Annotated in this window: 13 protein-coding genes; all 13 read left to right on the forward strand. The window is 52.6% G+C overall.

Annotated elements, in window-relative coordinates:
• The first annotated feature begins 105 nt into the window (after positions 1–105).
• The 13 genes from ftsA (at position 106) to DPV68_RS03805 (ending at position 12624) form a co-directional block, all read left to right on the forward strand.
• Positions 106–1335 carry a cell division protein FtsA gene (gene ftsA / locus DPV68_RS03745; protein ID WP_232819486.1) on the forward strand — a complete coding sequence of 410 codons (1230 nt, stop codon included), beginning with the start codon at positions 106–108 and terminating at the stop codon, positions 1333–1335.
• A gap of 48 nt (positions 1336–1383) precedes the next feature.
• Positions 1384–2529 carry a cell division protein FtsZ gene (gene ftsZ / locus DPV68_RS03750; RefSeq protein ID WP_114165480.1) on the forward strand — a complete coding sequence of 382 codons (1146 nt, stop codon included), beginning with the start codon at positions 1384–1386 and terminating at the stop codon, positions 2527–2529.
• 54 nt (positions 2530–2583) lie between these two features.
• Complete coding sequence (pgeF, locus tag DPV68_RS03755; protein ID WP_114165481.1) at positions 2584–3345, forward strand: peptidoglycan editing factor PgeF; 762 nt, start codon at positions 2584–2586, stop codon at positions 3343–3345.
• On the forward strand, positions 3342–3995 hold the full coding sequence (locus DPV68_RS03760; RefSeq protein WP_114165482.1) for a YggS family pyridoxal phosphate-dependent enzyme: 654 nt from the start codon (positions 3342–3344) through the stop codon (positions 3993–3995). Before pgeF ends, DPV68_RS03760 begins: the two co-directional genes overlap by 4 nt.
• Positions 3996–4018: 23 nt before the next feature.
• On the forward strand, positions 4019–4486 hold the full coding sequence (locus DPV68_RS03765; protein ID WP_114165483.1) for a cell division protein SepF: 468 nt from the start codon (positions 4019–4021) through the stop codon (positions 4484–4486).
• Between the two features lie 4 nt (positions 4487–4490).
• A complete protein-coding gene (locus tag DPV68_RS03770) occupies positions 4491–4763 on the forward strand; it encodes a YggT family protein (protein ID WP_114165484.1) in 273 nt (90 codons plus the stop codon).
• Positions 4764–5534 (forward strand): YlmH family RNA-binding protein, encoded by a 771-nt coding sequence (locus DPV68_RS03775; protein WP_114165485.1) that lies wholly within the window; start codon positions 4764–4766, stop codon positions 5532–5534.
• An 18-nt stretch (positions 5535–5552) separates the two neighbouring features.
• On the forward strand, positions 5553–6098 hold the full coding sequence (locus DPV68_RS03780) for a DivIVA domain-containing protein (RefSeq protein WP_114165486.1): 546 nt from the start codon (positions 5553–5555) through the stop codon (positions 6096–6098).
• A 271-nt stretch (positions 6099–6369) separates the two neighbouring features.
• Positions 6370–9096: an isoleucine--tRNA ligase gene (ileS, locus tag DPV68_RS03785; protein WP_114165487.1), complete on the forward strand. Its 2727-nt coding sequence runs from the start codon at positions 6370–6372 to the stop codon at positions 9094–9096.
• Positions 9097–9154: 58 nt separating this feature from the next.
• Positions 9155–9628: a signal peptidase II gene (gene lspA, locus DPV68_RS03790; protein WP_114165488.1), complete on the forward strand. Its 474-nt coding sequence runs from the start codon at positions 9155–9157 to the stop codon at positions 9626–9628.
• Complete coding sequence (locus tag DPV68_RS03795; RefSeq protein ID WP_114165489.1) at positions 9628–10539, forward strand: RluA family pseudouridine synthase; 912 nt, start codon at positions 9628–9630, stop codon at positions 10537–10539. The genes lspA and DPV68_RS03795 overlap by 1 nt, the downstream gene beginning before the upstream one ends.
• 200 nt (positions 10540–10739) lie before the next feature.
• Positions 10740–11273 carry a bifunctional pyr operon transcriptional regulator/uracil phosphoribosyltransferase PyrR gene (gene pyrR / locus DPV68_RS03800; RefSeq protein ID WP_114165490.1) on the forward strand — a complete coding sequence of 178 codons (534 nt, stop codon included), beginning with the start codon at positions 10740–10742 and terminating at the stop codon, positions 11271–11273.
• A gap of 49 nt (positions 11274–11322) precedes the next feature.
• Entirely contained in the window at positions 11323–12624 is a 1302-nt protein-coding gene (locus DPV68_RS03805) for a uracil-xanthine permease family protein (RefSeq protein ID WP_114165491.1), read from the forward strand.
• Positions 12625–12734 lie beyond the last annotated feature (110 nt).

Consider the following 12734-nt stretch of genomic DNA (forward strand, 5'->3'; position numbering starts at 1 on the left):
AACGGAATTCGAATATAGAAATTAAAGCGCGGAGGTGTTTCCCTTTTGGAAGCGAATGGTTATGTGGCCGCATTGGATATAGGAACGTCAGAAATTAAGCTTGTCGTGGGTGAATTACTCGGGGGAACGCTTAACATTTTGGCGGAGGGGTGTGCCCCGTCTGCAGGAGTAAAACGTGGCGCTGTCGTCGACATCGATAAGACGGTTCAAGCTATTAAACAAGCTGTCGAACACGCTGAAGCGGCACTTGGTGATCAAATTCGGTCGGTATATGTTGCCATCGAAGGGGAACATATCCAAATCGCCCCATGTCACGGAATCGCGTCAGTTAAACGAGACGATCAAGAGATCACGGATACAGATGTCATCGAAGTCATCAACTCGGCACAAGTCATGCGATTGCCGGATGAGATGAGCGTCATCGATGTGATTCCATCATCATTCACGGTCGATCAACAGACAGGAGTCGTCGATCCTCGGGGCATGCTTGGCTATCGTTTAGAGATGCATGGGAAGATGGTGACTGGTTCGAAGACGATTTTACATAGCATTCGTCGTTCCATCGAACGAGCCGGACTTAAACTCGAAGGCTTTATTCTTGGCAACTTGGCGCTCGGTATGAGTGCGGCATCTGTCGACGAAATCGACCTTGGCATCGGATTGATCGATATCGGACATGAAAAGACGACCGTTTCCGTCTTCTATCGGGGCGACCTCGTCTATTCATATATCCTTCCTGTCGGTGGCGATCATATGACGCGTGATTTGGTTTACAAGCTCAACTGTAAATATCAAGACGCTAAAGTGGCGAAAGAAGAATACGGGCTCGCCCTTGAAGAAATGGCAGACGGATCTGAGGGCTTCTCGTTCACGAACATTAACGGAGAGGTCATGTTCGAACCGCAATCTGAAATTAGTTACGTTTTAGAGGCAAGAATAGAGGAAATGTTTACGCTTGTGTTGAATAGAGTGCAAAAGGTAGGCGTTCCGACGCTAAGTGGAGGATATCTCCTTTGCGGGGGAGCCGCCGCGTTACCTGGTATTCAAGAATTGGCGACTCGTGTTATGGGTCAAACGACGAGATTGTACCAGCCTTCGTCGATTGGCGTCAGACACCCGAAATATGCGACTGCGGTCGGTGTCCTCAAATATGTGCTCATGAGCGATCATCACGTTTCGAAATCACGGCTTGAAAAGCCTGAAGAGCGCGTGACCGTCACGAAACCGAACGGTACGACGCCTGATGATCATGGCCATGAAGTGGATATGGAGCAGAACGATCGCGATACGAAAAACGGATTCGGACGCTTAATGGAAAAACTATTCGGCGTGTAAATGTGACGTTGTGTTAACAATTGGAAATTACGTAGGGGGATACCTGAAATGATGTACTTTGATGAGGCGATTGACGCCGTAGCAAAAATTAAAGTGATTGGAGTCGGGGGCGGCGGTTCAAACGCTGTCAACCGCATGATCGAGCACGGAGTGCAAGGTGTCGAGTTCATCGCCGTCAACACAGACGCGCAAGCACTCAACATGTCGAAAGCAGACGTGAAGCTTCAGCTTGGCGCGAAGTTGACGCGCGGTCTCGGTGCCGGTGCTAATCCGGATATCGGTAAAAAAGCGGCGGAAGAGAGCCGTGAACAGTTGATTGAAGCGCTTGATGGCGCAGACATGGTTTTCGTCACAGCAGGTATGGGCGGAGGAACCGGGACGGGGGCTGCACCTGTCATCGCTGAAATCTCGAAAGAAATCGGAGCGCTCACAGTCGGTGTCGTCACGAAGCCGTTCATGTTCGAAGGACGCAAACGGATGCAACACGCCCAGCACGGGATTCAAGCGTTCAAAGAAAAAGTGGACACGCTCATCGTTATTCCAAACGATAAGTTGCTTGAAATCGTCGAGCGCAATACTCCGATGATTGAAGCGTTCCGCGAAGCGGATAACGTGCTCCGTCAAGGTGTTCAAGGGATCACAGATTTGATCGCCATCCCGGGACTAATCAACCTTGACTTCGCAGACGTGAAGACGATCATGACAGAAAAAGGATCGGCGCTCATGGGTGTCGGTGTTGCGACAGGCGAGAACCGTGCCGTCGAAGCAGCGAAGAAAGCCATCTCATCCCCACTCCTTGAGTCTTCAATCGAAGGAGCGAAAGGCGTCTTGATGAACATCACAGGCGGACTCAGCCTTAGCTTGTATGAAGTTACGGAAGCCGCTCAAATCGTTCAAAGCGCCGCTGATGAAGAAGTGAACTTGATTTTCGGTTCGGTCATCAACGAGAACTTGAATGACGAGATTATCGTCACTGTGATTGCAACTGAATTCGCAGAAGAAGCGCAAGGCACGAACCCGTTCCTCCAGCAACCGAAGAAAAAACCGGAAGCTGAAGTGAACCGTGAGGCTCAACCAAAAGCGCAAGAAGCTGCACCACAAGATGAAGGGAACTTCCATAGACCGGTCTATGGCGGGGACGTCCCAGACGAGACGATCAACATCCCAGCGTTCGTAAGACAACGCCGTAACTAAACAACAGGGGGTGCCGGTTCTCGGCATCCCTTTTTTTTAAAAAAGGAGAATCATATGCGACTGTTACATACATGGGAAACCGAGACGGATCGCTACCGCGCCTATGTGACGACTCGGACGGAAGGGCATAACGAAGGCAACGTCGGACTCCACGTCGGAGATGACCCGGAACGAGTCGTCGCCAATCGGGAGCATTTCTTCGAAGCGGCGGGTCTCACCCTCGCGGATTCAGTCTGGGCCGATCAAGTCCATCAAACGAACGTCGAAGTTGTGGGCGACGCCGACCGCGGCAAAGGCGCATATCGCTATGACGAAACGATTCCGGCCACGGACGGTCTCATCACGACAGCCGAAGCGTTACCGCTCGCCCTCGTCTTCGCCGATTGCGTCCCGCTGTTCTTTTGTGCCAAAGACCATGGCGTCATCGGTGTCGCACACGCAGGCTGGAAAGGGACGGTCGGGAATATCGTCGCCGCGATGACGGATGCGTTCGCCACGCTCGGCGTTCCGGCCGAAGCGATTGACATGTTCGTCGGGCCGGCCATCACGGCCGAACATTACGAGGTCGACCGCCGCGTCCTGGATGCGGTCAAAGCGGTCTCACCGGCTGCGTATACGTCGTCGGTCATGGACGAACGAGCGGGCCATGCCCGTCTATCCCTGCAGCAAGTAAACGAGACGCTCGCAGTGGAACGAAATATCGAGGTCACCCAATCGAACTTGTCGACCGTTTCTGATCAGACCTTTTTCTCGTATCGGAACGGAGATGCCAAGCGTCGCTTTGCGGCCGTCCTCGTCAAGGAGAAGAAATCGTGAGTATAGCCAATAATGTGAATCAAGTCAGACAGACGATCGACGCGCATCGGACCGATCAAGCGGTGACGCTCATCGCGGTCACGAAATCGGTCGGTCCCGACGTGGCGAACGCCCTCTACGCGGAAGGCATTCGCGACTTCGGTGAAAATCGTCCTGAAGGATTGCTTGAAAAAGTTGAACAGTTGCCACCTGATGCAAAATTCCACTTCATCGGCAGCCTGCAGACACGAAAAGTGAGACAAATTATCGACCATGTGACGGCGATCCATTCGCTCGACCGCATTTCGCTCGCTGAAGAGATCGATAAACGCGCCAAAGGTATGATTGATTGTTTCGTACAAGTGAACGTGTCGGGCGAAGCATCAAAACATGGTCTCGAAAAAGAGGAAGTCATCCCGTTCATCGAGAACTGTAAACAGTATCCTCACGTGCGGATTATCGGTTTGATGACGATGGCCCCGTTCACAGAGGACGAGATGGTCATTCGGGAGACGTTCCGAGACTTGAGACAATTGCGCGATGACGTCGCGCGTCATGCCTATCCGCATGCACCGTGTACCGAACTGTCAATGGGGATGTCGAATGACTACACGTTGGCGATTGAAGAAGGCGCATCGTTTGTTCGTATTGGAACCGTACTTGTGCAATAATATATTTTAAGGAGGAATCCGTTATGTCAATCAAAAACAAAATGAAAGACTTCTTTGGACTCGAGGAAGATCCGAATCAAACGTTCGAAGAGGAAGATTATTCCCTCGCTGAGACGAAGACACAACCGATGGCAGAGCAAATCGTCAAAACCGAGGACCGTCCGAGAACATCAAACAACATCGTCGCATTGAACACGAAGAAGAAAGAACGTTCAAAAGTCGTGCTCGCCGAGCCGCGTGTATTTGCCGAGGCGCAGGACATTAGCGACCAGTTGAAAGAAAATCGGGCCGTCATCGTCAACCTTCAGCGGATGTCGAAAGAGCAGTCTCGCCAAGTCGTCAACTTCTTGTCAGGTGTCGTCTACGCCTTAGAAGGGACGATGACATCGATTGGACATAACACGATTCTATGTACTCCAAACAATATCGAGTTGACGGGGTCGATTTCAAACTTGATTTCGGAAGACGAACTCAACAGTAAAGGGTGGTAACTGAATGGAAAATGCTATACCTGCGTTAGGTAACACAATCGTTACATTACTTGAATATTATAGTTGGGTTTTAATTGCCTATATTTTATTATCATGGTTTCCGAATGCGCGTGAATCGAAATTCGGTCAAATTTTATCGTATCTATGCGAGCCATTCTTAAATCCGTTTCGTCGCATCATCCCACCAATCGGCGGGATGCTCGACATCTCTCCAATCGTCGCCTTATTTGTGCTGCGGATGGCACAATTTGGAGTGCGAGCGATTTTCGGTATTTAAATGAGCGTCTTCGATCACTATCGTCCGAATGAGCGCCCGTTTGTCGAGCAAGTGCTCGACTGGGTGCAACAAGTCGAGGACAACTATGTGTTTAAAGTGACGGACTTTTTAGATCCACGCGAGCAACAAATCGTCCGGCAACTCGTCGGGAAGCAGCTCGTGATTTATGAGGACGGCGGGTTTGAAGGCGCGGAACGGCGCCGAATCATTCTTGCCCCGGACTATTACGAGCTCGACCCGAATGATTTTGATATCGCGATTCGTCAAATCGACTATCCGACCAAATTTGTCGAATTGACACACCGTCAAGTGACAGGTACGCTTTTGAACGCTGGTTTGAAGCGTCAAAAATTCGGTGACGTCGTCCTTGACGACGGCGTCGCCCAGTTTGCGACGACACGTGAGGCGGCCGGATTCATCGAGATGAACGTCGATCGGGTCGGCAAGGCCCGGATTCGCATCTCGGAGGTGCCGCCCGAGTCCGTGCTCGTCGTACCGGAAGTCAAATGGAGCGATGAGTTCGGTATCGTCTCGTCACTTCGGTTTGACACGGTCGTCAGCGAAGTGCTCGGATTATCAAGGCAAAAAGCCCAGGCGCTCGTCAAGCATGGCGACTGCAAAGTGAATCATAAACCGATGGATGATCCGAGCTTCATCCTTGAACCAGACGATTTGGTCTCAATTCGAGGGTATGGCCGCGTCAAATTGACGGCGATTCTCGGCTCGACGAAACGTGAGAAAATAAAAATCCAGTATGGCATCATACGTTGAATTTAGGAGGAAAGTCGAATGGCGTTGACACCAATTGATATTCATAATAAAGAGTTCTCGACTCGTTTTCGCGGGTACGATATCGATGAGGTCAATGAATTTCTAGATCAAATCATCAAAGAGTTTGAGCTATTGATTCGTGAGAATAGAAGGTACGAAGAACTCGTCAACGATATGCAAGCCCGTATTGACTACTTCTCCTCGATGGAAGACACGTTGAACAAATCGATTATCGTCGCCCAAGAGGCGGCCGAAGAAGTGAAGACGAACGCGACGAAAGAAGCGAGTCTCATTTTGAAGCAAGCCGAACGTGAGGCGCTCGCCCGTGAGGAGGAAGCGTCACGTAAGGAACAGCTCGCCGAGCGTGAAGTCATTCAAATGCTCAAGAAAGTCGAGTTGTACCGGACCCGGTTCCGCGTCCTCGTCGATGCACAGATGGAACTTTTGAACAGTACGGAATGGGACACGATCGTCGGTGAGCCGCCGGTTCAGACGGTTCTTGACGATAAGACCGAACTTGCGTATAATGACGACGAAGTCATACCAACCAAACATCATGGATAATACACAATACGTCGACTAGGACAAGTCGATAAAGTCATACCTACGAAGCGACTTAGGGAAGGTGCAAGCCTAAGAGAAAGACTTTATCGGTATCCCCTATGAGTGTCGAGCTGAAGTTAGTAAGTGCGACCGCCTGACCTCGTTATCGGTTACCAAGAGCGGTCTCAGGGGTTCCCTTGAGATTAGTAGGGTGGTACCGCGAGTCGACTAACTCGTCCCTATTAGGGGCGGGTTTTTTTGTTGTCAAAAAAAGATGCAGGAGGAGTTTTCAATGAACTACAAAGACACACTATTGATGCCTGAGACAGAATTCGCGATGCGCGGAAATCTGCCGAAACGCGAGCCCGCAATGCACGAGGCTTGGGAACAGATGAACCTATACAACCGCGTCCAAGAGAAGAACGCCGGGAAACCGCAATATATCTTACACGACGGACCTCCGTACGCGAACGGCGACATCCATATGGGCCACGCACTCAACAAAGTATTGAAAGACATCATCGTCCGCTTTAAATCATTGAACGGCTACCAGTCACCGATGATCCCGGGCTGGGACACGCACGGTCTCCCAATCGAGAACGCGCTCCAAAAAGCAGGCGTCAATCGTAAAGAGATGACCGTCGCCGAGTTCCGTGAGAAGTGTGCAGCGTACGCGATGGAACAAGTGAACTCGCAACGTGAACAGTTCAAACGCCTCGGACTGATGGCTGACTTTGACAACCCATACATCACGCTCCTCCCAGAATACGAAGCGGCTCAAATCCGTCTCTTCGGGACGATGGCCGAAAAGGGCTACATCTATAAAGGGAAGAAACCGGTCTATTGGTCACCTTCTTCTGAATCGGCGCTCGCTGAGGCAGAAATCGAATACTATGACAAGAAGTCACCAGCCATTTATGTGGCGTTCCAAGTCGTCGACGGCAAAGACGTCCTTCAGACGACCGACCACTTCGTCATCTGGACGACGACACCATGGACTATTCCAGCCAACCTTGGGATCGCGGTCAGCGACGAGTTGACGTACACGCGTATCGAGCACGACGGCAAAGGCTACATCGTTGCCGAATCGCTCGTGGAAGAAGTGACGACGGCACTCAATTGGACGGATTACACGGTGAGCGGTTCTTGGAACGGACGTGAGTTCGAACACATGACGGCGCAACACCCGCTTTATGACCGGACTTCGCTCGTCATGATCGGCGATCACGTCACGGCTGACGCGACAGGTCTCGTCCATACAGCACCAGGTCACGGGGAAGACGATTACCGTGTCGGACAAGCTTACGGACTCGACGTCCTCTGCCCGGTCGACGACCGTGGTTACATGACGGATGAGGCGCCAGGTTTCGAAGGCTTGTTCTATGAAGATGCGAACAAACAAATCGGCATGAAGCTCGAAGAGAACGGTTACCTCCTCAACTTGAAATTCATCAAGCACTCGTACCCGCACGACTGGCGTACGAAGAAACCGGTCATTTTCCGTGCGACACCGCAATGGTTCGCGTCAATCAAAGATTTCCGGGCCGACATGCTCCGTGAAATCGAAGAAGTGAACTGGGTGCCGGAATGGGGCATGACACGCCTTTACAACATGGTCCGTGACCGTGGGGACTGGGTCATCAGCCGTCAACGCGCTTGGGGCGTCCCAATCCCGATCTTCTACGCCGAAGATGGTACGGAAATCATTACGAACGAGACGATCGACCACATCGCCAACTTGTTCCACGAGCACGGCTCGAACGTCTGGTATGAGCGTGAAGCGAAAGACTTGTTGCCAGAAGGCTTCACACACCCGAACAGCCCGAACGGCGAGTTCCGTAAAGAGCTCGACATCATGGACGTCTGGTTCGACTCAGGTTCGTCACATGCGGGCGTGCTCGAACAGCGCGACAACTTGCGCCGTCCGGCCGACTTGTACCTTGAAGGCTCGGACCAATACCGCGGCTGGTTCAACTCGTCACTCTCGACGGCTGTCGCGACGACCGGCAAAGCACCGTATCGCAACGTGCTCAGCCACGGCTTCGTCCTCGACGGAGACGGACGTAAGATGTCGAAGTCACTCGGTAACACGATTGCACCGAACGACCTCGTCAAACAGTACGGAGCGGAAATCGTCCGTCTTTGGGTGTCGTCAGTCGACTATCAGTCGGATGTCCGCGCGTCACACGATAACTTTAAACAAGTGTCGGAAGTCTACCGGAAGATCCGCAACACGTTGCGCTTCTTGCTCGGTAACTTGAATGGGTTCGACCCATCGATGCGTGTCGCGTTCGAAGACATGCCGGAAGCGGACCGCTTCATGGCGACAAAACTCAAACAGCTTCAAGCGAAAGTCGTCAAAGCGTACGACACGTTCGACTTCATGGCAGTCTATCACATGAGCCATAACTTCTGTGTCAACGAGTTGTCGTCATTCTATCTCGACTTTACGAAAGATATCTTGTATATCGAGCGCGAAGACGATGCGCGTCGTCGTGCCGTTCAAACGGTCATGTATGACACGGTCGTCACGCTCACGAAATTGCTTGCACCAATCCTTCCGCACACGGCGGATGAAGTATGGCAAGAAGTGCCGGCGAAGACAGCAGATAGCGTCTTCTTGACTGACCTTGAGGCAGTGGCACCGCTCACAGAAGACGAGACGACGTTGCTCGCGAAGTGGTCGAAGTTCCTCACGTTCCGGGATGACGTCTTGAAAGCGATCGAGATCGCCCGTGGTGAGAAACTGATTGGGAAACCGCTCGAAGCGAAGCTGCTCGTCGCGCCGAAAGGTGAAACGACACAGTTGCTCGAGACGATCGATAACGTGCGTCAATTGTTACAAGTGTCACAGCTCGATTACGTCGAATCGGCCGATGTCGACTATGCGACGGCCGAAATCAGCGTCTTGAAAGCGGACGGTGCCGCTTGTGCCCGTTGCTGGACATACTCGACTGAGCTCGGTCAAAATGCTGAACATCCAGAGCTTTGCCCGCGTTGTACAGAAGTCATCGCATAAGCCGGACCGGAGTGGCGATCGTCCACTCCGGTTTCTTATGACTTGAAAGGAGAATCTGATGAAACGTTACTACGGATTAGCACTTTTCCTCATCTTACTCGACCAAGCGACCAAATGGATTATCGTCCAGACGATGACGATCGGACAGTCGATCGAACTCATCCCTGGTTTGCTCTACTTGACGTCTTACCGCAATAAAGGCGCGGCTTGGGGCATGCTCGAAGGGCAGATGGTGTTCTTCTTTATCGTCACGGCCATCGTCGTCGTCGGCTTGATTTACTTCTTGCATAAAGAAGTGAACGGGTTCAATCTGCTCGGTTATAGCGTCGGCTTACTGCTCGCCGGTGCCATCGGGAACTTCATCGACCGTCTGTTCCGTGGCGAAGTCGTCGACTTTGTCGACACGTACCCGTTCGGCTACAACTTCCCCATCTTTAACGTCGCCGATATGGCGCTCACGTTCGGGGTCATCTTCATGATTATCGGCGTCTTGTTCGAAGAAAAATTAAACAAAGAAAGGGGACAATCGTAATGGAAACTTACACATTTGTCGCCGAAGAAAAGGCACGTATCGATAAATGGATGAGCGAACAAAGTGACTGGTCACGTTCGCAAATCCAAGACTGGATCAAGGCGGGAGACCTGCTCGTCAACGGAAAGGTCGTCAAGCCGAACTATAAGCTGCAAGAAGGCGATGAAATCGTCGTGACGGTCCCAGATGCCGTCGAACTCGAAGTATTACCTGAGCATATCCCGCTCGACGTCGTCTATGAGGACGAGGATGTCATCGTCGTCAACAAGGCACGCGGCATGGTCGTCCATCCGGCGGCCGGCCATACGTCAGGGACGCTCGTCAACGCGCTCCTCTATCACTGTGACGATTTGTCAGGCATCAATGGCGTCAAACGCCCAGGCATCGTCCACCGCATCGACAAGGACACGACCGGTCTCCTCATGGTCGCTAAAAACGATGTGGCGCACGAATCGCTCGCGAGCCAGTTGAAGGATCGTTTAATCAAGCGTGAATATATCGCCCTTGTTCACGGCGAAGTCGCCCATGAACTTGGGACGATTGAGGCGCCAATCGGACGCGACACAAACGACCGTCAACGGATGACGGTGACGGACAAGAACGCGAAAGAAGCGATCACGCACTTCCGTCTGCTCGAGCGCTATAAAGACTTCACGCTTGTCGAGTGTAAGCTCGAGACAGGACGGACGCACCAAATCCGCGTTCATATGCGTTATATCGGCCATCCGCTTGCCGGTGACCCGAAATACGGTCCGCGCCGCACGATTCAATTGAACGGTCAGGCGCTCCATGCGGCGACGCTCGGTTTCTTCCATCCGCGCACGAACGAATGGCTTGAATTCGAGGCGAAACTCCCGGCCGACTTCGAGGCGGAGCTTGCCAAATTGGACAAAATCGAGAAAACGCGTTGACTTTCAACCGATTCCGATTTATAGTCTAGGAAGCATAACACCTTTAAACCCAGTCCAGAGAGGCTGTGAAAGGATTGTGGCCGCGGTCACGACACGTCGATTATTTGAGGCAGACGTCTGCCCTCACATATGAAGACTTCCTTTTCCAGCCGGATGAGGAAGTCTTCTTTTTTATATAATTTATGAGAGGAGGGAACCGTTTGAAACGTTCTACCATATTGGATGAAGCGGCCATTCGCCGCGCGCTTACCCGAATCGCCCATGAGATCATCGAACGCAACAAAGGGACGGACAACGTCGTCCTCGTCGGGATTAAAACCCGAGGCGAGACGCTCGCTGACCGGCTCGCGCATCGCATCGAAGAAATCGAAGGCAAGCCGATCGCGCTCGGCAACTTGGACATCACGCTGTACCGGGATGACTTATCAAAGAAATCACTCGACCCAGAAGTCAAAGCAACCGAATTACCGCACGACATTAACGGTAAGACGGTCGTCTTGATTGACGACGTCCTCTATACAGGCCGGACAGTGCGGGCTGCCATGGACGCGCTCGTCGACCACGGGCGCCCGGATTATATCCAGCTCGCCGTCTTGATTGACCGCGGACACCGCGAGTTACCGATTCGCCCCGACTTTGTCGGCAAGAACGTCCCGACGTCTAAAACAGAACAAGTCGTCGTCCGACTCAGTGAAGTCGACACGACCGATGAAGTGTTCATCAAACAGCAATAACCAAAAAACCTTTAAGGTGGTCCAGAGAGGCCAGGAAGGAGAACCACATATGAAACCCATCCTCAACATTCACGAGCGTCCTGCTCACTTACCGCAATGGCTGCTCTTCAGCCTGCAGCACGTTTTCGCCATGTTCGGAGCGACGATTTTAGTCCCGATTTTGACGGGACTGAACACGTCCGTCGCCCTCGTCGCTTCCGGTGTGGCCACGCTCTCATTCCTAGCGATTACCCGCTTCAAAGTTCCGACCTATCTCGGATCGAGTTTCGCTTACATCGCCCCGATTATCGCCGTCAGCCAGCAATGGGGTGTCGAAGCCGCCCTGTTCGGCGGCATCATCGCCGGATCGGTCTACGGTGTCGTCTCGCTCATCATCTATAAGACAGGTGTGAACTGGTTGCTGCGCTTGTTGCCGCCGGTCGTCGTCGGTCCGGTCATCATGGTCATCGGTTTGTCGCTCGCGCCGGTCGCGATTGACATGTCGATGAACAAAGACGGCGCGTACAACGGAACGTTCATCACCGTCGCGCTTCTCACGCTCGGCATCACGATTCTCGCCATGACAAAACTCAAAGGCGTCTGGGGCGCCGTCCCGATTTTGTTCGGCATCATCGGCGGCTACATCATCGCCGCGCTGTTCGGCATCATCGACTACTCGGCGCTCGGACAAGCGAGCTTGTTCCAACTGCCTGACTTCACGATGGTGTTCGTCGACTACATGCCGATGTGGCAAGTCGGGGCACTACTCGCCATCGTCCCGGTCGCACTCGTCACGATGACGGAACATATCGGAGACCAAATGGTCACGTCAAAAATCATTGGCCGCGAGACGATGAAAGATCCAGGTCTCCATCGGACACTCCTCGGTGACGGAGTCGGGAAAGCGGTCGCCTCGGCGCTTGGTGGTCCTCCGTGTACGACTTACGGGGAGAACAACGGGGTCATGGCCATCACGAAAGTGTACAGCGTTTACGTCATCGCCGGAGCGGCGCTCATGGCCATCAGCTTCGGATTCCTCGGACACGTCGAAGCGTTCATCTCGACGATTCCGAACCCGGTCAAAGGCGGCATCTCGATCCTTTTGTTTGGGGTCATCGCCTCGAACGGTCTGCGGACGATGGTCGAGAGCAACGTCGACCTCGCCGAGAAACGCAACCTCATCATCGCCTCGGTCATCCTCGTCGTCGGACTCGGTGGGGCGATGGTCCAACTCGGCAGCTTCCCGGTCCAAGGGATGGCGCTCGCCACGGTCGTCGGGATTCTCTTGAACGCCTTCTTGCCAAAAGCGGAGAGTGTGGAAGAACCGGCTGTTGAAACAACTGAAGACACACGACAAGCAAGTAACTTTTAATTCGATCCCGTGAGGTCGGCAAAGTGAAGGCTCGTTTATTTGGGGGTAGTCTACCCAAATGAAGGCGTCCCTTCACGTAGGTGAAGAGACGCCTTTTCTCTTTGCCTTCA

The sequence above is a fragment of the Exiguobacterium sp. TNDT2 genome, assembly GCF_003331145.1.
In the GTDB taxonomy this organism is placed as follows: Bacteria; Bacillota; Bacilli; order Exiguobacteriales; family Exiguobacteriaceae; genus Exiguobacterium.